Source organism: Thiorhodovibrio winogradskyi (assembly GCF_036208045.1).
GTDB lineage: Bacteria > Pseudomonadota > Gammaproteobacteria > Chromatiales > Chromatiaceae > Thiorhodovibrio > Thiorhodovibrio winogradskyi.
Genome location: NZ_CP121472.1, coordinates 3,272,974 through 3,296,736, shown reverse-complemented (window position 1 = coordinate 3,296,736; position 23,763 = coordinate 3,272,974). Strand labels below are relative to the sequence as shown.

The following is a 23,763-nucleotide window of genomic DNA, read 5'->3' as shown; positions in this document are numbered from 1 at the left end:
GATGTCATTGCCAGGAAAGACGCACTCAATGGCCGTCATTCCGTGCTGCTCGCCTGACAAGGCCCTGCTAGTGTCGGGGCCTTGTCACTTTGACGAGCAGCCAACACCCGTGAGATCAATCGCTAAACAACGATCGCCCGAAAACATCAGTCCAAGACCAAGACCAAGACGACTTCGATCCCATAGCGCGCTTTTCGGCCGCCACCTGGTGGCCGCCTTTATTCTGGCTGGAATCGTTGTTCCTCCCGTCTCCGGAATGGATCAACCACTGCGTGAACTGGGATTCGAGCGCTCGCTCAGTCCCTGGGAGCTGCGTCGGAGCTTACTGCGACAAACCAAGACAGCAAGGCCGGCAGGGAGACATTATGTCAAAAGCACGGCACCTCCTGTCCCGAAAATTCGTCGCATCCGCGCCGTCACCGCGCATGAACCCGTCTCCGGGACCATCAAAGCCCGACGGGCGCGCTTTGCGCCGCTGATCATCGCCGAAGCCCGCCGCCAAGGGGTCGATCCCAACCTCGTCCATGCCGTTATCCGCGCCGAATCGGCTTACCGGCCAAACGCGAAATCGCCTGCCGGTGCGTGCGGGCTGATGCAACTGATGCCGGCGACCGCCAGGCGCTTTGGCGTGCGCGATATCTGGGATCCTCAGCAGAACATTCGCGGTGGCGTGGCTTATCTGCGCTTCCTGCTTGACCGCTTTGACGGCAACATCCGGCTGGCGCTGGCGGGGTACAACGCTGGCGAGGGCGCGGTTGCGAAGTATGGCAACCGGATTCCTCCGTATCGGGAAACGCGGGAGTATGTTCGCCGGGTTATAGGGTATTTTGGTTGAGAATCCGTCAGCGGTATCACGGCTTTGACGGCGCACTTGGTTGGCTTGCGTTGTCTGTACTCAAGCCAACGGAAAAATCCGCTCCTGCACCGTCGGATTGCTCTCCGCGCAGACCACATCTAGATGAACGGTCGTGCGGGTAAGCCCGCAAAACAGCACGACGACCAAGTCGCCAGCGGAGACAATGATTGTGCTAACACAGAAAGCACCAAATATCGTTGAACGGAGAAAATACTGTGCTGTTGTTTCCATGAACAGCTCCTTTCGGTTGGATTGCGATAGGCTACACGAAAAGAGCGCATTCACTTCTACAAGATCAATACGTTATGTGTCAATTTTAGCTTGAGCGCTAAATCGAAGGCTCTGCCATGCTTGTGAAATCGTTTTATCTGGACGCTTTATTTCTAGTCAAAAAGCACCGCCGCCCGTTTGGCGCGGGTTAGGCCGACATAGACGAGCTTGCGCAGGTTTTCGTCCAGTTCGCGATGGACGGCGATGGCAACGGCGTCGAACTCCAGGCCCTTGGCGCGGTGCAGGGTCATGGCGAATATTTGGGCATCTTTGCGACCCTGGCTCCCAATCAGGCGCTCGCGGTGATTGACGGTGGCAACCTGGTAGCCGGCTTCGCGCAGCTGTTGGGCGAGTTGATCGCGCAGCTTTGTGGTCGGGGCCATCACGCCGATTTTAGTGTCGGGGTTGTCGCTCAGACAACGGGCGATGAAATCCTTGCAGCCATCGCGTATGGCTTCCATCGAGGCGCCGGCGATGTGCCGCGGTGTGGGGCCATGCAGAAGCGACTTGTAGCGGGTCAGCTCGTCGCTGCCGCCGTCGAGATCGTCGATGGGAATGCCTTCGAGCAAGGACACGGCCTCGCGGCGGATTTCTTCCGTGGTGCGGTAGTTGAGATAGAGCTTTTTCGCGCGACCGCGGATATCGATGCCGCAATGTCCCATGCTGGCCTTGTTCTTGGCGTAGATGCGCTGATGGCCATCGCCGACGAAGAACAAATCATTTGGCCCCGGCGGCACCAGTGCGCGAATCAGCTTCAGGGCTTGGGGGCCGAAATCCTGGGTTTCGTCGATGATGGCGTGGGCGTAAGGGGCCTGGCCTTCTTGTGCCAGGATGGCGCAGGCGTCGCGGTAGGCATCGTCGGGTTCTTTCAAACCCTTGGCGCTCAATTGCAGACGATAGTTCTCGAAGATTTCCCACAGGGCATCGCGTTTCTTGCGCGAGAGCAAGGCGCCGCGACCGCGCCGGCTGGCCTCGCGGTAGTCATCGCGCGTGGCCAGTCCTTGGGCGAGCACCACCTGCTCGAACTCCTCGCGCACGAATTCCCTTGAGACGCCAAGGCTGGACTCGAAATCGGCCATGGCAGTCTCCCAGATGGACCCGCATTTGGCCTCAAAATCGAAGGCAATCTCATGCTCGTAGCGACGCGCCTTGAGCAGGCGGAACACCAGGGCATCCAGGTTGATGATATCGATACGCGCCAGTTGCTCAGGGGAGCAGATGGATTTCAGGCCATCTTCGATGTCCAGGGCGAGATTGGTGGTGAAGGTGGTGAACAAGAGTTTCCTGTTCGTGCCGAGCAGCGCATTGGCGAGATATTTTGCCCGGTGCATGGCCAGCACCGTTTTGCCGGTGCCGGCGCCACCGAGAACCCGCCCCGGCCCATTCAGATGACGCGTCGCCAGACGGCGCTGGGTGGGGTGCAAGAACACCCGCCATTGCTCCAGCGGAGCGGAGAGAATGGCCTGCAAGTCGTTCTCGCCCTCAACCACATAGAAGCGCGAGCGGCTTTCGTCGCGCTCCGCCGCACGGGCGAAATCCTCGGTATCGATGTCCTGATCGACGCGGGTTTCGCGCTCGGCCAGGATGCTTGAGACGGCATCGCCCGCCAGCACCAGAAACAGCCCTTCGTAGGCCTCGACCGGCAGTTCCTCGCGCATGGCATCCAGATCGCCTTCGGAGCGAAGGGTGCGCACGGCGGGCAGCATCTCTTCTGGCGCGCCCAAGGCCATGAGGTCGCGATCGGACAGGGCCGCGAAGGCCGGCTCAGGTTGCGCCGGTGCAGTTTGGTCTGATGAGGATTCGGCTGCCGGTCGGGATGATGGCGCCTGGCGCTGAACGGTCTCCTCGACAAAGTTCAGATTGGTCAGGGTCAGGGCACCATTGACCGGGTTGACGCTGAGCTTGCGTTTCGCGGCCCAGGCATAGGCGTCATCGTGCGTGTCGATGTGCAGCCAGACGAAGACGTTGTCTTTCGGCGCGCGGAAGACAATGCCGCGATAGTTTTGGTCGATGCGCACCGAGCGCAGGTTTTTGTCGCGCGCGGCCTTAATGGTTTCGTAGTTGATGCCCGGACTGCGTGGGTCGGTCTGGAACTTGAGCATGAATTCCAGACCCTTGGTCTGGGCCGCCGCTGGCAGGGCGGTCAGGCGTTTGATGACATCGTTGCTGACGATAATCTTCAAGTGTTCAGTCATGATGTTTGTCCCCCAGTGCCGCGGCAATCTTCACCCACCAGTCTTCAGCTTCTTCCACCACGCGATAACCCCCTTGAGTCCAACTCGCGGCGCATTCGTTCTGCGCGGATGTCAGGAAGACCAAGCGGGCCGATTCCCACAGCGCCTCGGCCAGCCGATAGTCATCACCCTCCTCGTGCTCGACGCCGATGCCATCGGGAGCGGGCACGCCCGCTTGGGCCAGCCACGCAAAGCCCTCGCTCAGGCGCTCGAGGAATTCGCCCTCCGCGAGAATCCTCGCCCAGTCGGTATCGCTGCTCGTGGCTGACCTGGGCGCTCGCGGCGCGAGCACCTGTAGAACCGCGCCTGCCTCCAGCATGGCTCGGGTCAGAAGCGCTGCGCCTGTGACACCTTGCAGCAGATTGGCGATGCGCAGCCACTGGCGCCATTGCCCGCGGCCGGCTTTGGGGTCTTTCTCAGTCGCTCGGTCGTCGAGGATCAGGGCGCCGGCCAACGGATAGTCCGATGTGCTCTTGCCCGTGAGGAAAGTTGGCTCGGCCTGGCCGATCCATTGCACCGAGCCCTTGCGGGGACTGTGCAGATGCACGCTGTGTTCATCGTGTTTGAGCCATTCCGGCAGCGCATTCGAGACCATGGCAGCCGCTGTCCGTATTTGCTCGGTCACCTCATGAGACCTCAGTACGCCGCGAATGAGCAGATGGGCGCCGGTCGCATGCAGGCGCGCGAGCGGATTCTGGTCGCTCGATAGCGGCTGGCCGAGCAATTGCAGCAAGAGCGCCATGGCATTGGCGAGCAGGTCACCCGGCGGCAGGGCCGGGAGCCGCTCGGGTGGTAGTTGCTGGCCAGATGCTGTCATCAGCACGCTCAACGGGCTTTCCAGGTCCGTGCCGCCCTTGCGCTTGCGCGCCGCCTCAATATCCTCGTAAGTCACCGACCAGACATGATAGTCGCCGCGCAACATCAGGGTGGCGCGCTTGCGGGCATCTTCGGCCAGGGTTTTTTGATGATATTCCCATCCGTCGATAAAGACCGCGATCGGGCGCATCGCGTGCGCGGCGCGGGTGGCGGAGATCACGAAATCCGGTTGACAGAGCACTTGCCCGGAGGACAGATCCTCGATCGGCACCTGAGGATCGACCCAATAGGTGTTAGGCCCCACCGTCAGCAGCCAGGCGGTTTTGCCGGCCTTGATGTCCTGCGTGAGGCGCACGCCCGGCAGGCGTGCGTCCTGGGCATCCTGCTGTCCGCCCAGGGTCTTGAGCGCCGGCAGAAAGCGGCGTTCCAGCTCGGAGCCGAAGCTTGAGTGAATCTCAATTTCCGACAGGCATTTGACCGCCTTGCGCGCAAAGTCACCAGTGACCAGCTCCTCGAGCATTTCGAGTGCCGCGGCGCGGGAAATATGCCGTCGGTTGCGCCCCTGGCGGTAATGAAAGACGCAACTGTAGCAACCGTCCTGATCCGGTTTGACCGCACAGCCGCAGTCGCGAATGACCGCGTGGGCGGCGGACAGCACTTCATTCAGGGTGCCGGCATCGTCGGAGAGCAACTGCTGCAAGTAGCCGGTGCCGCCGGGAACCGAGTCGTAAATCAGGATGAAACTCTTGCCGGCCTGTTCCTCGTTCGCGCCGGGGCCGCCGCTTTCTGACATGGTCTCGAAGCGCAGATGATCCACCTTGCCGCCAAAGCGCTTGCGCAGACCGAGTTGCAGCGCCGACATAAAGGAGTAGGTGGTGCGCTCGCCCGAGCCAAAGCCCTTTGGCACCATGATGCGCAGGCATTCTGACTCAAAACGGCGCTGCAGAAACAGCCGCTGGTGCAGATGATCGCTGCCCGTGGCATGGCGATCCGGACAGTCGGGCGTATGGAGCTGGGTGTCTTTTTCCCCATGATTGCGGCCCCCGACCGGTTGCACCATCCCGCAACTTTTGCACAGAGAAAAACCGGCCTTGGCGCTGTCATCACCGGCGATCAGCGTGGTGTATTCGGCGCTCTCCACCGGGAGCGGCTGGCCCAGATTGAGATCGTGAAAGACCGCCTTGGCAATGAACTCGAAGCCGTAAATCGCCTGGTCCGATTCCAGCATCCAGGCATGGCGCACATCCTCGGCGACAAAGTTCATCAGCAGGCGTCGGGCATAGAACTTGGGATTGCGCGCCTCGTCTGACTCCGTGATCCGGGTTTTGTCGGCCCGATGGATGTTGGCGACCGCACGGCGCAGACGCAGCACCGGGCGCACCTGACTGCCATCGACCCAGAAAGCGTTCCCGCAGCGCGGGCAGTTGGGCGCGCGCGCCTCGGGGTCGGTCAGCGGAGCGAGAAAGTGGCAGTTGGCGCAGAAGCGCATCTCGACTGGCGGCTCCGCGCTCAGGTCGATCTGGTCGATTTCCACCTTGCTCTTGTGCGCATAGAAGGTATTGCGCGGCGCGAACTCAGCCAGGGCCGCATGGGCCGGACGACTGTAGCGGTGCACCGGCACCACATACTCCACGCCGCTCGCACGACTGCCGTGAATGATGGTGGTGAGCGCCACGCCTTCTTCCGGAAAAGCATAATTCGGTAGCAGGCCGGCGTTAGTCATGGCTTCGAGCAGATACTCGCCGTTGAGCTGGGCAATGCGCGCGGCCAGCCCGGCGCGCTCTTTCTCCAGCAGGTCGATTTCTTCCCGGGTCTGCTCGTCTTCCGGCAGCTTCTTCAAGCGTTTGAGTTCCGCATTGATGCGCTTGCGCCGCTGCTGCCAGGACGCGCGCTCGGCCTGCGTCTCCTCGAAGAACGCCAGAAAGCGCGCGCGCAGCGGTTTGAGCTGCTCGGTGCCAGTGATGAATTGCTCCAATTTCGCGCGCGTTTCCGCCAGCAACTCCTGGTCGAGCAAGCGGCAAAAGGCATCGAACAGGACCGGCTCGTGACGATTAACGAAATCCAGATAATTGAACGGAAACTGCCCGCTATCGGCCATTCCGCTTTCCACCTGATCGAGGGGTTCGCGGAGTTTGTCGGGGAGCTTCGGTTGCGCGTTCGCAACCCAATTGTCGAAGAAGAAGGCATAGAGCTGGCGACGCAGCACCTCGGCAGCATTCAGATAAATCGCCGGCGCCTCGACATCGCCGTGGAGCATTTCCAGCGGATTGGCAAAGTAGTATTGGTCGTGCCCGTCAGGCGATGCGTCGGCGATGGCAAAGACCGCCGCGTTTCCATCGCGTCGTCCCGCGCGGCCAATGCGCTGAATGAAATTGGCCTGATTCGGCGGCACACCGCCCAGCATCACACTGGAGAGATCACCAATATTGATGCCCATCTCCAGGGTTGGTGTGGCCGAGAGCAGATTCTCGAACCAGGGTTGCGCCTCCGCGTCATCGGCCATGAAGCGCTGTTGCAGCGCGACCCGCTCGTCGCGCTCGAGCAATCCGGTGTGCTCATGGGCGATGACTCGGGTGATATCGCCATCCTTTAGACGGCGGTGCCACCAACTACTCGCCGCTCCCGGAGCTTCTGCTTGCAGGGTCTCCGCCGGACTGTTCCAGGCTGGCAGTCCAGCCAGCGTCTCCGCGACCGCGTCCGGCACCCAGAGTGATTGCGCGCCGGACGGGGTCAGCAGACGGCGCAAGTCCTGATGCAGATGCAGTCGGGCCGGCTCCAGGCCGAACACCTTAGCGCGGGCGCCCTTGTATTCCAGAGTAACAAAGCGCCCCAGGCCGGCTTGTTCGAGCGCCTTGAGAAGTTGCTCATAAGCGAAGGTGACGATGCCCGGAGAAAGCAAGGTGACCCCCAGCGCCTGCTTGGCCCAATCAAACAGCGGGTTGGCCTCGGTTTCTTGCAGATGCAGAAAACCATGGCGGCCGGGCCCGCGCGTGAGGAAGCGCGGCGCGCCGCCGAAACCGCGATGCGGAATCCAGTGCTTGCGCTGCTTGGCGAACTCGAAAGCTGCAAAATTCCCCGTCTCGGCGAATCGCTCCAGATCGAGGTGGAAAACGGCCCCGGCACGGATCAGCATCAGCAGGATCCCGAGTGCCCAATTCAGCACCTCGGAATTGCCGACCGCCTCCAGCCCGCCGCGGCTGTCGCGCAAGCTTGTGCCGAGATCATTGGTTAGCGCGCGCAACGCTTCCAGATCCGGAAACAACACAGCAATCCCCACCCGCGTCAGGGTGCGTCCGCGATCCGAGCGATGGGCCAGCTCCTCCACCGCCCGCCATTGCAAACGCTGGCACAGCATCCCCGGCAGGCGCGCCGTGGCGGGCAGTTCACCGGTCTCGCGCAACTCGCGCCACTCGCGCATCCATTCCATGCCCGGCGGGATGAAGCGGGCGACGAAGTCGCGCGGGGAGAGAGGGGTTAGGGGCGAGGGGTGAGGGGTGAGTGGGGGAGAAGAAGGAGTGAGTGGAAAGGAGTGAGAAGTGAGTAAGTCCGCCTCTCTTTCCTCACTCCTCTCCGCTCTCTCCTCATCTTCAAGCCAGGCGCGGCCGAGTCGCTCCAGCGCCTGATCCCAGGGCAGCACCGGCGGCAAGGTGGCGATGGCCTTGGCCAGCCCGGCGCGCATCAGGGTGCCTTCGGTCTTGGACTCCACATAACCGGCGCGATGCGCGGCGTCCTGGACAGAATCAGAGAACAGGATGAGCTTTTTATGATCGTTCAAGCGCGCCGACCACAGCCGTTCCACTGCATGGGCGGCAATGCTGGTGGTCTGGGCGCCGATGATCAGCTGCCCGCCGCGCTGGGAGCAGACCGGGCAGATGTCGTCATGAATGGTGACTTCGCGCCCTTCGCGGTCGGTTTCCGGATCAGCTTTGAGACGGCGCTTTCGGGTCGCGGCAACCAGTTCAACCCGGACCAGATCGTCGCTTTGGCAATGCGGGCATTGCTGCAAATCCTCGCGCCCCAGATGCCCACATTGGCCACACAGGCGCTGGCGGGTCAGGGGGATCGGGGTTGAGCGAGTCGGTGAGTCATGTGCGCTGGCGTCTTCAAGCGGATAAAAACGCGCAACAAAGGTGTCCCTGGAGAAGAAACTCGGATAGATGCGCTCCAGTTGACTGACCACCCGGCTATCCTGCGGTGCTTTCACCGCCAACCAACCGGTGGCGTGACAATGCCGGCACTGGATGACGGGCAGGCGCAACCGCTCGTGCTGGCTCAGCACGCTGGCATCGGCGTGCAGCACAATTTCTTCCCGGTGCTGGCTGACGGTGGCCACCACCCGGCGCAGCTCTTGCAGCCAGAGTTGCACGCGCAGGCTAACCAGCGGGCTCAGCTTGGCCACGGGCATGGTGTCCGTGACCTCCTGGCCGGCGTAAGGCGCCCGCGCCCAGGCCACCAGCGTCAGCAGTGCCGAGATCAGCGCCGGCGCCTCGGCGAACAGTCTCGCGCTCAGGATGGGGCGCAACTTGTCGGCGATTTCATCGACTGTGACCGGCCCACCGGTTGCGATGCGCACCAGCGACTGAAACAGCAAATGTTTTTTCAGCTCCGCGCCCAAGCGGACGCGCCCAAGCGGCGTGTCGAGCCTGTCCTGCAACGCTGCGAGCGTGTCGGGGTTGGTGAAAAAAGCGGGCAGCACCGCTGCCACCGCCGCGCGGGGATCAGGAAACACCCCCGGCTGAATTGCCGCCAACGCCCGTTCGTCATCGGCAAGCAGATGCTCGACCACCCCGCGGTCGCCGATAAAGGCATCGAAGCCCTGGCGCTGCTCGGTGATGACGGCCGCCTCATCAAAGGTGGTCGCGAAAACCTGTCCGGCATAGTCGCGCAGCGGTTGGGTGTTGCTGGCATCGCCCAGAGTGGCCGAGGTGCCGATGCAGATCAGCTGCGCAGGATCAGCGCGCAGCCGATGGCGCAGGCGGCGGATTAGCATGGCCAGATCGGTGCCCTGGGCGCCGTCGAAGGTGTGCAGCTCATCGACCACCAGATAGCGCAGGGTCTCTGGGGTATTGAACCGCCACAGCGGCTGATCCTTGGGTCGGATCAGCAGAAAATCGAGCATCTTGTAGTTGGTCAGCAGGATGTCCGGCGGTGCTTCTCGCAGCACCTCCTTGTCGGCGATGACCTGGTCCGATCCCATGACAGTTGCGTCTGGTTCCGGATTCGTCCCCGCCTTGCCGGGTTTGAATTTGGCGTTGCCGGAACCGACAAATAGCCCGGCGCGCAGGCCCTGAAAGGCCGGGGTCTTGTGCACCAGCTCGGCGATGCGTTTGGCCTGGTCATCGGCCAGGGCGTTCATCGGGTAGATAATAATGGCTTTGATGCCCGACTCGGCGCGCGCCCGGGCCTCGGCGGCGCGGGCGAGAATCGGATACAGAAAACACTCGGTCTTACCCGAGCCGGTGCCGGTGGCAACCAGCATCGAGCGCTGTTGCGCATAACAGCGCGTCCACGCCTGCTCCTGATGGCGATGCGCCGGATGCTCGGTGCGGAAGCCGGGGAAAAAGTCCTGTCCCTGCGTGCCAGGGACGAACGGCAGCCCCAGCTGGATATATGGCCCCTTGATCCAGTTGGGCTGCTCAATCAGCCGCCGCACCGCGTCGCGAAACAGCGCCGTGGACGGCTCGAACTGCACCCGCAGGGTCTCCGCGACTCCGTGGCGGACTTCATCGACGATCAGCGAAGGAAGCATCCTGGCACCTCATCCATGGGATATTACCTTAACGGTGCGAAAGCGTATCCGCTCTGAACCATCAGGATACCGCTCGATGATGTCGCTGTCTTTCGATTTGTACTGCCCGGCATCCCAGATATGGCCCCGTGCCAGCCCATGGAGGCGGCAGACTGTTTCCTGGCTGATCAACAAGAACGACGGGGTCAGCCCAAATGTCGGTCTTCAATAGGTCATTCATGGGTTGTTGGATTCTGACTCATGTTGCAAGCGCCGCGCCGCGCCGAGCAAACGCGGGATATGGACGCTTGCGGCATCCCAGAGGATTTCTGGATCAAGACCAAAATACTGATGGACGATGATGTCGCGCAGACCCGCAGCGCCGCGCCAATTGACGGTTGGTTCGCGGTCAAGCAGGGATTGTGGAAGCTGCTTGACGGCTTCGCCAATGATCAGAAGGCTGAAAAGGATGGCCTGCCGCACCGTCTCATCTTCTTCAAACCGCTCCAAATCCAGACCGCACGCCAGGCGTTCGACCCGTTCGGCGTGCTCGATGATGTCGGCAAGAAAGAGATGCGAGTCACGAGACATGGATCAGATCCTGTTCGACACTAGCGCGCGCAAGGGGTTTGAGGCCGCGTTCGGTGACCAGATCAATGCGACGGGCCAGTGCCGTTTCGAGAAATTGCTTTAACCCGAAATAGCGGTCAAGGGTCGCGCGACCGCGAAACGCCACCAGCAGGTCGATATCGCTGTTTTCGCCAAGGGTATCGCGCGCGGCGGATCCAAACAGGCCGATACGCTCCACCGCGAAGCGTTCTTTCAGTTCTGGTTGTAGCTGTCTCAGACGTACGAGAATGTCGTCACGATTCATAAGTGTGGGCGCCTGGTCAAGGGTTTAACGAATCGCTGTGTTCTGTTGGCGTGTTGATTTTCAACGCGCGTGCAGTTCTTCGCGGATGACACGCCTGATTCTTTCTTCAAGCCGATGTTCGCGCATGGTATCGCGCAGCGCGCCATTGATCAGCGTGGGGTAATCCTCCGTGTTGGCTTGTTCTGCCAGCCAGGCGAGAACATCCGCATCGAGCGGGATGGTGACTTGGGTCTTGGCGGTGGTGACCGGTTGGAGGCCAACGCGGTGAACCGCGCGTTGCCAATCCGCCTCGGTCAATGGCGGAGCCTCATCGAGGTCCGTGTTTGCCACGGAGTGATCGGAAGTCAGCTTGTTGCTCATGTTTTTCGGCCTTCCGCATGGAAATGATGTGCATCCAATCGGTTCAATCCGCTATCCAGATCAGCGCGATGTCCCACTCCAACCAAGCGAAAGATGACGCATCAGTCCAGACGTTGATATAACTCACGATTTTTGGTCAAAACGTGATTGGCCGCCTGGTCAAAATCCTGGTGAAGATTCTGGTGGGTGCTTGAGTTCGCGGGCTGACGTGGCCCCGGATTGATGATGCGTTCAGGGTATAAATGCTCGATTCGTCGCAGTTCCTGTGCAATGGCTTGCAGGTCGTTGCCGAAACGCGCGGCATGGGCTTCACGAACCCGATGCAGTTCTTCAACGATGGGGTCAGTCCACATTTCGATCTCCAAGCAGTTCTTCGGGGGTGCAAATAATCGGAGGGGCGCAGCTTGCGGATTGGCAAATGCGCTCGATCAGCGTTCGTTTGGTGGCGTTAGCGATATGTTTGCAGTTCCAGGTCAGCAGATAATCCATTCCGTGTGCGGCGGCCAGTGCGACATGAACCGCATCCTCCTTGGCCTTTTCCGGCAGCGCCCCGTCAGCGATGAGGCGCGTGGATAAGTCGAGTGCGAGGTCGGTCATGTGCAGGATGGAAAGTCCTTCCAGCCGATTGAGGCGTCGCTTGGCAGCGTCCGCATCTGCAGCCTTGGCCTCTTCGATGACCAAGGCGGAAATCGACAGTTCCCATTCGTGGCGAACCGACCACCAGGCATGGGTGAGTTGCTGATGCGCGGCGACGATCAAATCCCGGCTCGGGCGCGCGGCGAGGTAGCTGATAACCGAGGTTTCGATGTAAACGCGGGATGTCATGCGGCGCTCGCCTCGCGGGCCTGTTGCTCAAAAAACGCCCAGGCGCGGCGATAGTCCGCCTCGCGGTCGGGGCGGATGAAGGGGGCGTGGTATTCGATGGTGCGATTGACCGGGCCGCCGGGCAGGGTGTCGTCGGGGAAGGTTTTGGTGACCCGGCTGCCGGCGGCCAGGTCGCGGATGTCCTCCCAGCCGAGGGCGAGGTCGCGGGTGGCGGCTGGTGCGGCTGCGTCGGGGTGATGGATGGCGTAACGGATGCCGGCCTTGAGGTCGGCCTTGCGCGCGGTGCGCGGCAGGCCGACGCCGACCAGGCCCTTGCTGGGGGTGAAGACAATCCGCCCGCTTTGGTCGTACCAGGTGTCGGCTTCGTATTGGCGCATGACCGGGAATTGGACGCGATAGATGGTGAGCAGTTCATCGAGGGTCAGGCCGAGGGCTTGGGCGACCAGGACATCGATTTCCAGCAGCGCCTGGCGGCGGGCGTAGTCGCTGCGCAATGCGCAGTTTCGTTGCCAGTTGGGGGTGAGCTTGGCGAAGAACTCGGGGTCGAGCAGCGGGCAGTCGCTGGACCAGCGTTGGCGGCGGAAGTCGGGGCGGTAGCAGGATTGCCAGAGGTCGGTGTAGTGGGTGGTGAGGCAGGAAAGCACCAATGTTCGTCCAATAACGCTACTCGGTAACTCCGTAAATGGCAGCAATTTGGCCAATTCATTTCTAAAGTTTGATTTACCCGTGCTTTTTACCCAGAAGTCGAAAGCAGTTGAAATACATAAAGCTGAGAAAAAAACTAAATTCTTAAGGTTCTTAAAGCAAAGAGATATTGATCCATCGATATGTGCTGTTTTAGGTGGAAGGATTGTTGCTATAAACGTCCGTTCACCCGACTGGCTAAGCATTTTTCGGCAAATCCACCGATATGAATCTGTCGATGGCTGTTTCTCTGACCACGGCAGCCTCGGCGTGCGCTCGGCATACTCCGCCGGCGAGCAAGCCGGCACATAGTTGGTTCGCGGTAGGTAGTCGTCCGGCAAGGTGGTGAGGTCAAGGCAGTCGTAATGGCTGTTGGCGGTGCAGCGGGCGCGCGGAGTTTTGTAGAAGGGCGTGCCGACGAAGAAATGCGGGCCGGAGAGTACCCACTGACCGGGATGGTCGGGAAAGCAGGTGTCGCGGCGGATGGTGCCGTCTCGCTGCGCATAGGTCTCGTCAAACATGACCGTCGAGAAATACTCGCCCTTGAGATCGCCGAGTCGGCGCGGCTGGGCGGCGAATTTTTCCAGCACCGAGATCAGCGGTCGGGCGTGCAGCGCGGGCAGGCGGGCTTGCAATGGCGGCGTGCCGGCTTCGTCGTAGAGTTGCGCGAACAGGGCCAACTCGTGTAGTCCGACGGGGATCAGGCGTTCGCGGTGGCCGCTGGTGTTCCAGCGCGCGCGTTCGCCGTCGCTTTCGGTCTTGATGCCCGGCACCGGGCCGTTGCCGTCGTGCGTGAAGCAGGCATCGACGGTGCTTGGTGTAAACAAATTATTGATGGTAATGAATTTTGGTTGCGTCGCGGGGCGGTTCTGATAAATATGTGTGCCAAAGCGCATGCGTCCGTGATCATTGGTTCCGACAAAGAGCGCAAACTCGTTTTGATACTGGCAATGCAGGCGTAGGCGGGGATAAATGGCCTCACGGAAGGCACCGCCTTTTGGGTCGTCGTAAACACCTTCTGGATGGATGAAACCCGACACGCCCCGCGCATTCCCCAGCATCCACGCCTGCGGCAAAAAGCATTTGTACAGATTGGTCTGCACGCCCTTGAGCAAGGGATAATTCTGCCCCGCATTCAAAAACGCCTGCATCCCCGCCTGCTCGCAGAACTCATCCAGCCAGGCGCTTTGCATTCCCGGCCATTCGTCGAACAAGTCCGCGCGCCGCCGCGCCAGCTCCGAGGCGCTCATCTTGCGGATGGCGATGCGCGGATCGGCCTCGCCGAGAATGCCTTTTTCTTCCCATTCGACCTTGATCCAGGGCGGATTCCCCAGGATGAGATCAAAACCGCCTCGCCCCTCGTCCCTCGCCCCTGATCCCCCGAACAAATCGGCAAAACTCAGCTCCCAATGGAAAAACCGATAGCGCGCCGCCAGCGCATCGATCTGGGTGACGCGCGGGAAGTGCTCGCGCAGGCGCTTGATGCGCAGCTCGCCGTAGCGGTTGTGCAGGGTTTTCTCCGGGCTGGGCGCGGCCAGGGGGAGTTGCTGGCCGGGTAGGTCGGCGAACAGGCCGGGCTGGACCTCGGGCGCCAACACCTGGGGCTCGACCCGCGCCGGCTCGGGCGCAAGATCCAGCTCGCGCTGTTCGTCGATGTCGAGGATGTTGCCGTCGAGGATGGCGCCGACCTCGGTGAGCCATTGGGCGCGGCTCGGCAGCCGCTCGGCCTGCTCCAGCGGCCAGAACCACAGCGCGCACCAGTAGTCCATGACCAGCTTGAGCCGCCGGTAGGGGGTAGCCAGGGCTTGATCCTCGCTCAACATGCCGGCTTTGCGGGTGGCCTCCTTGCTGGCGCGGCTGGTGACGGCGCCGCTGCCGCGCTCGGGCCAGACCGGCAGGGCGTCCTCGGTGCGGGCGCGGTCGGCGGCCAGTTGGCGGGCGTGCTCGCGCCACAGGGCGTCGATGCGGGCGCTGAGCTGTTGCAGGCGCTGGAGTTCCAGCGGCGAGAAGCGCGCGAGCAGCGACTTTTTCCAGTGCTTGATGCAGTCGAGTGGCTTGGGGGCGTATTGTTTGACCGCTTTGTTGGTGTAGTCGCAAACGTCCTCGGCGGGCAACAGGAAATGGTAGATCTCGTCCTCGCGTCGTGGCTCGACCGGGGTGACGCGGCGCGGGGTGGCGTTGAGATAGCAGTCGGGATTGGGGACGGACTTGCCGCCCTGGTTAATCTTCTTCGGCGCGTTGAGTTGGCTGACGCTGAACACCTGGGGCCGGGCGCCGACCAGGGAGTTGCCGGTAAAGAGCTGGTAGCCGAACCAGGGCACCCGCGCCGGCAGCGGGCGGCCGCGCGCGTCGGTCTCGCCATAGATGGCGTTGAGCCACAGGCTGACCTCGGCCAGCTCGGTGGCGATGGGGTTGAGATCGACGCCAAAGACGTTGGCGTCGGCCAAGCGCATGCGCACCTTTTGCAGTTCTTGCGCGTAGTGCTCATGCGGAATGCGGCGCTTGAGTTCCTGCTGCTTGCGGGTCAGATAGGCCTCGGCGAGCTGGTTGACGGCTTCGTTCAAAAAGGCGGCGCTGCCCATTGCCGGTTCGAGCACGCGCAGGCTGAGAATGTCATCCGCGCGCTTGTCCTGGAGCAGCTCCTTGAGGGCGTATTTGACCAGGCACTGGGTCAGGGATTGCGGGGTGTAGTAGCTGGCGCTCTTCTGGCGGTCGCGTCCGGCGAGTCGATAGATGAAGGTTCCCTTGGGATAGAGGCGCAGCTCGCGGCGGCCCTCGGCATTGTTGAAGGTGACTTTCTCGCTGTCTTGGTAGTCGCCGATGCGCGCGCGGGTGACGAACCAGCCGTTGGCGAGTGGGTCGGTGCTGCCGCCGTAGCTAGGGGTGCTGGCGATGCCGTCGTCCTCGCTGTCGCCGTCGTTGGTCTCGTCATCCGCATCGCCGCTGGGGTCGCCGTCGGCCTTGGTGGCATTGGCCGCCGGCATGACTTCATACAGATCCTCGCTGGCAAAGAAACCGCGATAGGAGAGCAGGGACTCATAGACCGCGCCGAGCTGGTTGATCGACAGCGCCTGGTAGCTGACCCGGCGGGTGCGGCGGGTGTTGGGATCCTTGGCGAAGGACAGGCCGCGCAGCACCGATTGCCACAGGTGATTGGGGAAGACGACCTTGTTCAGCATTGGCGTGCTGGCCGGGTCGAACAGGCGGCTGTCGAGCGGGGCCAGCTCGAAGGCGTTGACGGTTGCGGCGCCGGCCATGGTGGGCGACTCGATGCGCCGACCCTGGGCGATGAGGTCAAAGAGCTTGCGCAGGGTTTTGTCGAAATACTGGCCGTTCTGCGCCTCGGTGGTGTGCAGATCGGTCAGCGTCAGGTCGCGCAGATGCTCCAGGCTGTAGCTGCGGGTGTAGACATCGCTGGCATTGATCGGCACATAGCCGAGCTCGGGGCGGGCCTCGATGTAGAACAGGAAAATCAGCCGGTAGACCAGGCGCACGCATTCGGTGCTTAAGCTGCCGGCGTCGAGCGGATTGGTTTCGCCGCTGTAGTAGTAGCCGTGATGCGCGATGAGCTGGCGCGCGGCCTCGTTGCCGAGTTCCTCGATGGCCGCGCGCAGGGCGTATTTGAGATCCTCGCTGACGCCGGCGTCGTGCTTGTGGGACTCGGCGTCGAGCGTATCGAGCAAGCCCTCGCCTTGCTGCGGGCATAGCGCGTCGCGATGCAGCAGAGCGGTGCAGGCATTGAGCGTGGCCGGAGCTTTGCGCCCGAGGATTTCGCTGAGATCGAAGCGCAGAAAGCGGTTGCCGGGCCATTTGAAGCGGTCGATCAGAATCCACTCCAGCTCGCCGATCAGCAGCACGAAGCGCGGTGGGTGAGCGGCGGCGAACAGGGCGTCGCTGAGCAGCTCGGCGAGCGGGCGCGGGGTCTTGCGGTCTTTGCCGAAATAAGCGGCGGGACAGTCCTCAATGGCAAAGTGGCGCGCGCTCAGGATGCTGGCGAGTGGATCTAGGGGCGACTCATCGCCGCGCGCTTTCTGGTGCGGATTGAAGGCGGGCAGGACGATGACCTCGGGCAGCGCGCCGGTCTGGCTGCCGCCTTGGTCGAGCCGAGCCCACACCGGCAGCGGCTGGTCGGGGAGCCATTCGAGCTCGCGCGGATGGAGGCTGAAGCCGAGCGCGTGCAGCAAGTCCCGGTGCAGCTCGCGGTGCCATTGGAGCTGGGCGCTGAAGTCCTCATCCCAGGGGTAGCGGGCATGGTGCTGGAAGAAGGGCGCGGCCAGGCGTGCCAGGCGCTTGGCGGGCGGCGGTGAATCCAGCGTCCGCTCGGCCAGCGCTTGCAGCCAGTCCTTGATGCGCGACTGGAACACATGCGCGAGGAAATGGTGGCTGTAGAACTCCAGTTCGTTGACGATGCCGGGGAAGACGTCGAATTTTTCGGGGTTCATCAGCCGGTGTCCATGATCGGAAAGCGGGGGGCGACTGTTCATGCGATTTCAATCAAAGACTCGCCGGCCGCCAAGGCTTGTTCGATGTCCGGTAATCGCTCGGCGAACCAGGCTAGCAAGGCGCGTCTGGTGGTATTGCCGAGCCGTATCCAGATCAGCGCGGTTCCATTGGAGTGGGTCGAAAGCAAGGTGACAAAATCCTGATACTTGGTAATCAGGGTGGCATGCGTCTTGACGGCTTGCGACCAGATGATTCGATCACTGGCTTCGAGTAGGCCTAAATCGCCAACATGCTCGGCTTCGTGTCCGCTTTCTGTCAGCCAATGTGCAAGCGCTGGTGGCAATTGGGCATCGACCAGAAAGCGCATCTTCAGGCCGCCTTCATGATCAAGTGGTCGGCTTGCGCGGCGGCATACTTGAGCGCGGCGGTGATATCAGCATCTTCAAGATAGGGGTAATCAGTAAGAATCTCCTCGCGCGAGGCGCCTGCCGCGAGGAGTTCAAGCACGTCCTTGACGCGGATTCTCAGGCCGCGCAAACAGGGACGACCGCCACAGACGTCCCGGTCGACTGTAATGCGCTCGTGCATCGCATCTTGTTGCCCTGTGTTGCGTTCGGATGGGATCATTGGTTGCCTCCAAGATGCGGTTTTTTTCTCTACTTCTCGGGATATTAGCGGTAGCGTGGACAAGCACTAGCCAGCCCTGACCACCCCGGCAAGCACCTGCACGAAGGGCACCGGCTCGACTTCCAGGCTATCGGTGATCCACTGGCGATATTCGCTGAAAACGGCTTCGATGTCGCGCTGGCGTTGTGCCTGGCGGCCCTGGCGGATGGGGTCGGGCAGGGCTTCGATCCGCCGGTGCAGTTGCTGTTCCTGGGCGCTGCGCAGAGCGTCGAGCTCGGCGAGTTTGTGGGCGACTTCCTCGGCGCGCGTGGCGCTGAACGCCTTGACTTGCTCGGTGACAGCCGTCTGCATGGCGGCGACGGCGGCGGGCAGCTGCTGTTGCAGGGCGGTCAGGTCCAATGGCTGGCCGGCGTTGGGCAGTTCGCGCTCGCGCAGGCCGGCGCGGGCGCAGAAGGTGTCGAAGTCCTCCAGGGTGAAGGACGACGCGCCCTGGTGGCCCAAGTCGTTCAGATGGCCCACCACGGTCTGCCATTCGACGATCAGGGGCTGGCCCTTGCGGTTGGGGATGAGCCCGAGCATCAGAAAGGCGCATTCATTGGGCTTGAGCTGGGGGCTGGCGATCACCGGCGCGCGCCGGCGGCCGATGTCGCCGATGACCCGATCAATCAGCCACTGGCCGATGGGATGCTGCGGCCAGAGGTATTGGATGTCCGGCCAGTCGCTGCCCTCGCCTCGCTCTGAGCCATCCTGCTCGCGGGCGCGCGCGATGGCTTCCTCGACTAGCCCGATCGAGGCCGACAGCACATATTCGTCGCTGTCGCGCAGCACTTCGGCTGGCAGCTGGCGGCGCAGGCGGCGTTTGAGATCCGGCGGCGGGGTGAGGCGCAGCATGCGCGCATCGTCATCAATGCGATAGCCCTCGGCCTCGGGAATGCGGCGGATGGCTTGTTTGGCGAAGGCATAGAGGTCGGGGAAAAACCGATGCGGTTCGCTGGGCAGGGGTGCCGGTGGGGCTTCGGGCGCGGAGCCGAACAGGGCGGTTTCCCAATCGTCCTCGTCGCCATTCTCATTCTCGACGGCGTCGACCGGCGCGGCGTGGTCGATGTACTGGTGCTCGAATTGCTCGGCGCTGAGGTGATCGGCCAGCGCCTCGGCCACCAGTTGCTCCTCGGCCTCGATGCTGTGCTGGCGCAGGATGGAGGCCGGATCGCCGATGTTGCGGCTGATCTGTTCGTCCTTGTTGACAAGCACTTCGATGACGCGCAGATCGCCCTTGATGCGCTCGATGCGCGAGGTGGTGAGCAGGTAGTCGATGCGCGGTTGCTGGGTCTGGCCGAAGCGGTCGACCCGGCCGTTGCGCTGCTGGAATACCATGGGCGACCAGGGCAGGTCGAAGTGCATCAGCCGGTGGCAGAAGTAGTGCAGGTTCAGCCCCTCGGAGGCGACATCGGAGCACAGCAGCACTCGCAGCGGGTCGTGCTCCTGACCGAAGCGCTCGACAATGGCTTGTTGCTCGATGTCGGACAGTCCGCCGTCGAGGACGGCGAAGGCGTCATCCTTCAAGCGCATCGCTCTGGGGAGCTGGGCATGAAGCCATTTCAGCGTCTCAATGCGCTCGGAGAAGATCACCAGCCGGTCGCGGCTGTCCTGTCCGCTCCAGCGTGCGCCCTGAGCCGCATCGGCACCGGCACCGGCATCGGCGTCACGCAAGGCAGTGAGCAATCGTTGATATTTGCTGAAGTGCTCGGGAGTGATCTCATCGAGCCGTTGCAATAGATCCTTAAGGGCGGCGATCTCGGCGGTTTCGGCAGCCGTGGGCGATGCGCCACGGTTGAGCTTGTCGATGCGGTGGCGGGCGTAGGCGCTAGCTGCCGCCGGGCTGGAAAACAGCGCCTTTTGCAGCCCAACCCGCTGCAATTCACCCTGTCGGCCCGTGGCGCGCTCGCCACGCTGAGTGAAGGGAATGGTGAGCGCGGCCTGGAAGGCGGCTTCTTCCTCCGGTGTTGCCTGGGCGGCCAGCCGGCGGGTGATGGGCTCGGGAAACTGCCCTGCGGCCTGGCCTTTGATGTCTTTTTTGAAGCGGCGGACGAACAGATCCTTGCGGTCGAGATCGGCGCGGCTGTAATCCTCCGGATCGGAGATGGCGGTCGGGTCAAGGAGCCAGATCAGGGAGGCGAAGCTGTTGGCCGAGCCATCGTGCGGGGTGGCCGAGAGCAGGATCAGACTGTCGGATTTGGTGGCCAGTTGCTTGGCCAGACGTGCCCGTTGCGAGGAGCCGGCATCGCTCTTGCGCACCGCGACATTGTGGCACTCATCGATCACAATGATGTCCCAGCGCGATTGATCCAGATAGCGCCGGTACTCATCGTTGCCCTTCAGGGTGTCCATCGAGATGATGGTCTTGTCGTAGTAGTTGAAGGGATTGTGCCCGGAGGGGATCTGGTTGCGAATGCGCTGGAGGCCGGCGGAGTCGAGCCGCACCAGCGGCAGGGTGAAGCGCGCCCACCATTCTTTTTGGAATTGGGTGAGCATGCTTTTTTGGGTGACCACCAGGATGCGCCGCCCGCGCCCGCGAATATCAAGCTCGGTGGCGAGCATGCCGGCCTCGAGCGTTTTGCCCAGGCCCACGCCATCGGCAATCAGCAGGCGGGTGCGGACCTGCTTGAGTCCCTTCTCGGCCGGCACGCGCTGATAGTCGGCGATCTGCATCACCGCCTGGTGCGCGCGGTGGATGTGCTGGTCATTGGCCAGGGTACGCAGGCGCTGGCTCTCCAGAAACAGCAGTGACTCGGTGAAGTAATCGCTGTGATCCTGAAACAGCTCAGTGCGGGCCGGATCGTGAGTTTGCAGATCGTCCTCGAGCCGCTCGAGAAAGATCGCCGAGGTGCCACGCACCAACTCCGAGAGCCCATCGCAGGTGAGTGCATGACCGCCGTCATCGCACAAATCAAGCCGCCGGATGATCCAGTCCTCATCGCGGATGGTGACGCGGGCGCCCGGCGCCAAGCGGGGGGCAGGTTGGCCTTTCGTTTTCATGACTTGCTCAGCCTTTCGTGTTTCCTGGCCAGAATAGCGCGAAATCGCCGATGATGGGATGTTTGAATGGTAGCAGCAGTGCCTTCACCTCTTTCTTGGCTGTTTCGCGCGCCTGGTCAATCCATGCAGTGATTGTCGCGGATGCGATCTCCGTTGGCTGGTCGTCTGCATCAGCGCTGCCCGGCTTGCGGCGGTTCAGGATGTCGAGCACCTCGTCGTCCTTGAGAATCTGAAAATCACCGTTAGCTGTTTGGGTCACGCCGACGATCACCTGGCGCACCTGAGATTGGCCGCCGGTGACGGCATCGAGCACAGTCAAGATAGCAAGCGGCTGCTCGATCTCGCGCAAGGGGGCGAGCGAGGCTTCCCGCTCCAACGCTTGCGCCAAGGCTTCATCGAACACCTGATGGCCGACGCCGATGATGCGCTTGGCCTGCTCGGCCGTGGCGGCCTGACGGCTGAAGGTGAGGCCCTCATAGCGCGTGCGCACGCCTGGAGAATTCAGCCAAGCCTCCGGGGTCTTGAAGCTGAACACGCCGCTGTCTTGTTCCGGTCGGCGCTTGTTGCGAATCAGGGCGCCGTGGAAAAACGCAATCAGATCGGGAAGATCTTTTTTCGGAACATCCTCGAGTTGCGATAGATCGAAGCTCTGGCAATGACCGACCAGATCCATCACGGTATTCAGCGCTGATTGCCCGCCCAAGCTTCTTGTTTTGGCATCGAACCAGTCATCGAACCGGTCCTGGCGGACTTGCTGGCCTTCGGCAAAGATTTGGTTGAACAACTCTGGGCGCGCCATACCGAGCACCATCTGCAGCATATCTTCGGGCTCATCCATGGCATGGCCGAGCGCGCGCATGATGTGGGTGAGCTTGTGCTCAAGTTTGTTCCAAATGCGGGACTCGACCGTCGCTGGATTGCGCACGGTGATGACTTCGACCGGATAGGTTTGTCCGTAACGGTTCAAGCGCCCGACGCGCTGGTGCAGGCGCATGGGATTCCACGGCAGATCGACGTGAATCAATGTGTGGCAGCGGGCCTGCAAGTCGATACCCTCGCCGCCGGCCTCGGTGGACACCAAAAAGCGCAGGCGCCCGGCATTGAAGGCATCGGCGGTGTCCTCGCGCCGGCGGCTGAGTTGGGTCTCGCGCCCTGAGGGCAGCGTCACGCCAGGCAGGCGATCATCGCCGTTGATGAAGCCGACCGCATCCTCACCAAAGCGTGCCATCAGCGTCGAAACCATCAGCGCCTGAGTCGCTTTGTACTCGGTGAACAGCAGGATGGCGCGATCAGGGAATTGCTCGGCAATGAGTTCGGCAATGCGCGTGATTTTGCTCTCGTCACCTATGGTTTCAGCGGCTGCAAGCAGTTCCTGCAGATTCGGCAGCTCCTCGGAGAAGAGCTTGAATCGGGCCTCACGCGTCCAGCGCTCCCAGGCGGCCAGCAGATCCTGGTCTTCGTCCTCGAATGCGTCAGCGCTGTCCTGTTGCTGAGATTGATGGTTTCTGATTTCTACCTCGATGGTGCTCACGCGCTTGCGCAGGGCGGAACGAATGGCCGCCACTGAGCTGGAGGCGATCTTCTGCATCGCAATCAACACCAGATTGACCTGTTGCGCGCCCGAGCGGTCTAGGCTGGAGGCATAGGCGTTGCCAGCAACAATGAAATCGGTCAGCTTGGCGTAGAAATCGGTTTCAGCCTGGCTATAGCTGTAGGTTTCAGGGCGGTTGGTGATTGGCTGAAACAACGGTTGGCCACGCATGTCGGTGACCTTGGGCTTGAAATTGCGGATGAGATAGTCGCGCAGATGCGGGAGTTGTTCGTGGTCAGGCCGACGCGGGGAGAAGCGATCAGGGTCCAGAAGACTCATCAGCGACCAGAACCCGAACGGCTTGCCCCGATGCGGGGTGCCGGTAAAAAACAGGCAGGAGGTGACCCTGCCTTGATTCAGCAATTGTTCGACAAGGCGAAACCCCAGGGTGGTGCCGGTATCCTGGTCGGCATTGAGATGATGGGCTTCATCGACAATCAGCAGATCCCAGGATTCGGCCTCCAGCAGGCGCTCATGGCGACCGCCGCGATCAAGCCGCATGGTGGGCAGGGAGGCGACCACTTGATTGTGGACGGACCAGAAATCCGCGCGCGGCCGATCCACCTCCGGGCGGTAGAGCGAGCAGCGGATGTCGAACAGGGATTTGAGGCGATACTGCCATTGTTCCACTAAACCTGCTGGGGTGAGAATCAGTACCCGGCGCACCTTGTCGCTGGCCAACAGCGCCGACAGGATCAAGCCGGCCTCGATGGTTTTTCCTAGTCCGACATCGTCTGCAATCAGCATGCGCAGTGGCCAGCGCTGCAGCGCGCGATAGCAAACCCAAAGCTGGTGCGGTAGCAGGTCGATGTGCGAGCGGGAAAACACGCCCCAGGCATCGTTGAGTGAGCGGATGGCGGCGGCTTGTGCTTTGAGGGTGACATCCAATGGTGATGACCAGCGCCGCACTCGCACCGCATCGGCCAGGGACAAACGGCTGCCGAGCGCGCTGGCCTCGCAGGATTCGATGCGCTCACCAAAGCGCACGACGACGGTCTGGCCCTGGTCGAGCAGGACGCTGCCGGTGCCGAATTGAGGATGGTGAACCTGTTGGCCGTTCTCAAACATTAGGTTTGACCTTGGGGACATAGCGGACATCAGGAAGCGCGGCAAAATCCGCATCTTGCGTCCAAACAATCGCGCTTCGCGCCTGTGCGGTGGCGTAAACAATGCAGTCAGACGAGTCCAGCACATTCATGATGATCAATCCCGGGTGCGAATATCGTCGATCTCGGTATTGGCGCCGGCCAGAAAACCGCGCAATTCAGTCGGGGATTCGCAAGGAGTCAACTCAATTCCCTGTTCCGTCAGGCGAACGGCGAAGTGTTGTCCGGGTTTGAAGTGCAAGGATGCGCGGATGGGTTCAGGTAGGATGAGTTGGTATTGGTTGGACAGGATGGCGGTTTCCATCACGATCTC

The 23,763-nt window shown here is 61.9% G+C and carries 16 protein-coding genes; 1 reads left to right on the top strand and 15 read right to left on the bottom strand.

The window, feature by feature from the left end; all coding sequences use genetic code 11:
* The first annotated feature begins 256 nt into the window (after window positions 1–256).
* Window positions 257–835, top strand: coding sequence for a lytic transglycosylase domain-containing protein (locus tag Thiowin_RS14835; RefSeq protein ID WP_328983775.1), 579 nt, complete (start codon window positions 257–259; stop codon window positions 833–835).
* Window positions 836–895: 60 nt separating this feature from the next.
* Here Thiowin_RS14835 and Thiowin_RS14830 read toward each other — a convergent pair whose 3' ends face one another.
* From Thiowin_RS14830 to Thiowin_RS14760, 15 genes are all read right to left on the bottom strand, one after another.
* A complete protein-coding gene (locus Thiowin_RS14830; protein ID WP_328983774.1) occupies window positions 896–1,087 on the bottom strand; it encodes a hypothetical protein in 192 nt (63 codons plus the stop codon).
* A 152-nt stretch (window positions 1,088–1,239) separates the two neighbouring features.
* Window positions 1,240–3,321 carry a UvrD-helicase domain-containing protein gene (locus Thiowin_RS14825; RefSeq protein WP_328983773.1) on the bottom strand — a complete coding sequence of 694 codons (2,082 nt, stop codon included), beginning with the start codon at window positions 3,319–3,321 and terminating at the stop codon, window positions 1,240–1,242.
* Window positions 3,314–9,925: a DEAD/DEAH box helicase gene (locus Thiowin_RS14820; RefSeq protein WP_328983772.1), complete on the bottom strand. Its 6,612-nt coding sequence runs from the start codon at window positions 9,923–9,925 to the stop codon at window positions 3,314–3,316. The genes Thiowin_RS14825 and Thiowin_RS14820 overlap by 8 nt, the downstream gene beginning before the upstream one ends.
* 216 nt (window positions 9,926–10,141) lie before the next feature.
* Window positions 10,142–10,495, bottom strand: a complete 354-nt coding sequence (locus Thiowin_RS14815; RefSeq protein ID WP_328983771.1) for a HepT-like ribonuclease domain-containing protein — start codon at window positions 10,493–10,495, stop codon at window positions 10,142–10,144.
* Entirely contained in the window at window positions 10,485–10,778 is a 294-nt protein-coding gene (locus tag Thiowin_RS14810) for a nucleotidyltransferase family protein (protein ID WP_328983770.1), read from the bottom strand. The genes Thiowin_RS14815 and Thiowin_RS14810 overlap by 11 nt, the downstream gene beginning before the upstream one ends.
* Before the next feature lie 60 nt (window positions 10,779–10,838).
* Window positions 10,839–11,138: a BrnA antitoxin family protein gene (locus Thiowin_RS14805; protein ID WP_328983769.1), complete on the bottom strand. Its 300-nt coding sequence runs from the start codon at window positions 11,136–11,138 to the stop codon at window positions 10,839–10,841.
* Window positions 11,139–11,239: 101 nt separating this feature from the next.
* On the bottom strand, window positions 11,240–11,491 hold the full coding sequence (locus Thiowin_RS14800) for a hypothetical protein (RefSeq protein WP_328983768.1): 252 nt from the start codon (window positions 11,489–11,491) through the stop codon (window positions 11,240–11,242).
* Window positions 11,481–11,897 (bottom strand): PIN domain-containing protein, encoded by a 417-nt coding sequence (locus Thiowin_RS14795; protein WP_328983767.1) that lies wholly within the window; start codon window positions 11,895–11,897, stop codon window positions 11,481–11,483. Before Thiowin_RS14795 ends, Thiowin_RS14800 begins: the two co-directional genes overlap by 11 nt.
* 62 nt (window positions 11,898–11,959) lie before the next feature.
* Entirely contained in the window at window positions 11,960–17,089 is a 5,130-nt protein-coding gene (locus tag Thiowin_RS14790) for an Eco57I restriction-modification methylase domain-containing protein (protein WP_328983766.1), read from the bottom strand.
* Window positions 17,090–17,127: 38 nt separating this feature from the next.
* On the bottom strand, window positions 17,128–17,457 hold the full coding sequence (locus Thiowin_RS14785) for a DUF5615 family PIN-like protein (protein WP_328983765.1): 330 nt from the start codon (window positions 17,455–17,457) through the stop codon (window positions 17,128–17,130).
* A 2-nt stretch (window positions 17,458–17,459) separates the two neighbouring features.
* On the bottom strand, window positions 17,460–17,717 hold the full coding sequence (locus Thiowin_RS14780) for a DUF433 domain-containing protein (protein WP_408034086.1): 258 nt from the start codon (window positions 17,715–17,717) through the stop codon (window positions 17,460–17,462).
* A gap of 66 nt (window positions 17,718–17,783) precedes the next feature.
* A complete protein-coding gene (locus Thiowin_RS14775; protein WP_328983764.1) occupies window positions 17,784–20,753 on the bottom strand; it encodes a DEAD/DEAH box helicase in 2,970 nt (989 codons plus the stop codon).
* Window positions 20,754–20,760: 7 nt separating this feature from the next.
* Window positions 20,761–23,412, bottom strand: a complete 2,652-nt coding sequence (locus Thiowin_RS14770; RefSeq protein WP_328983763.1) for a DEAD/DEAH box helicase — start codon at window positions 23,410–23,412, stop codon at window positions 20,761–20,763.
* Window positions 23,405–23,542, bottom strand: a complete 138-nt coding sequence (locus Thiowin_RS14765; RefSeq protein ID WP_328983762.1) for a PIN domain-containing protein — start codon at window positions 23,540–23,542, stop codon at window positions 23,405–23,407. Before Thiowin_RS14765 ends, Thiowin_RS14770 begins: the two co-directional genes overlap by 8 nt.
* Before the next feature lie 5 nt (window positions 23,543–23,547).
* The gene (locus Thiowin_RS14760) at window positions 23,548–23,754 is read right to left on the bottom strand and encodes an AbrB/MazE/SpoVT family DNA-binding domain-containing protein (protein ID WP_328983761.1); all 207 of its coding nucleotides are present in this window, start codon (window positions 23,752–23,754) and stop codon (window positions 23,548–23,550) included.
* Between the last annotated feature and the right edge of the window lie 9 nt (window positions 23,755–23,763).

Coding starts and splice junctions, on each gene's coding strand:
- Thiowin_RS14805 (WP_328983769.1), bottom strand. CDS start 11,138: ATGAGCAACAAGCTGACTTCCGATCACTCCGTGGCAAACACGGACCTC.
- Thiowin_RS14765 (WP_328983762.1), bottom strand. CDS start 23,542: ATGAATGTGCTGGACTCGTCTGACTGCATTGTTTACGCCACCGCACAG.
- Thiowin_RS14835 (WP_328983775.1), top strand. CDS start 257: ATGGATCAACCACTGCGTGAACTGGGATTCGAGCGCTCGCTCAGTCCC.
- Thiowin_RS14790 (WP_328983766.1), bottom strand. CDS start 17,089: ATGAACCCCGAAAAATTCGACGTCTTCCCCGGCATCGTCAACGAACTG.
- Thiowin_RS14785 (WP_328983765.1), bottom strand. CDS start 17,457: ATGCGCTTTCTGGTCGATGCCCAATTGCCACCAGCGCTTGCACATTGG.
- Thiowin_RS14820 (WP_328983772.1), bottom strand. CDS start 9,925: ATGCTTCCTTCGCTGATCGTCGATGAAGTCCGCCACGGAGTCGCGGAG.
- Thiowin_RS14810 (WP_328983770.1), bottom strand. CDS start 10,778: ATGAATCGTGACGACATTCTCGTACGTCTGAGACAGCTACAACCAGAA.
- Thiowin_RS14825 (WP_328983773.1), bottom strand. CDS start 3,321: ATGACTGAACACTTGAAGATTATCGTCAGCAACGATGTCATCAAACGC.
- Thiowin_RS14780 (WP_408034086.1), bottom strand. CDS start 17,717: ATGATCCCATCCGAACGCAACACAGGGCAACAAGATGCGATGCACGAG.
- Thiowin_RS14800 (WP_328983768.1), bottom strand. CDS start 11,491: ATGTGGACTGACCCCATCGTTGAAGAACTGCATCGGGTTCGTGAAGCC.
- Thiowin_RS14775 (WP_328983764.1), bottom strand. CDS start 20,753: ATGAAAACGAAAGGCCAACCTGCCCCCCGCTTGGCGCCGGGCGCCCGC.
- Thiowin_RS14815 (WP_328983771.1), bottom strand. CDS start 10,495: ATGTCTCGTGACTCGCATCTCTTTCTTGCCGACATCATCGAGCACGCC.
- Thiowin_RS14770 (WP_328983763.1), bottom strand. CDS start 23,412: ATGTTTGAGAACGGCCAACAGGTTCACCATCCTCAATTCGGCACCGGC.
- Thiowin_RS14760 (WP_328983761.1), bottom strand. CDS start 23,754: ATGGAAACCGCCATCCTGTCCAACCAATACCAACTCATCCTACCTGAA.
- Thiowin_RS14830 (WP_328983774.1), bottom strand. CDS start 1,087: ATGGAAACAACAGCACAGTATTTTCTCCGTTCAACGATATTTGGTGCT.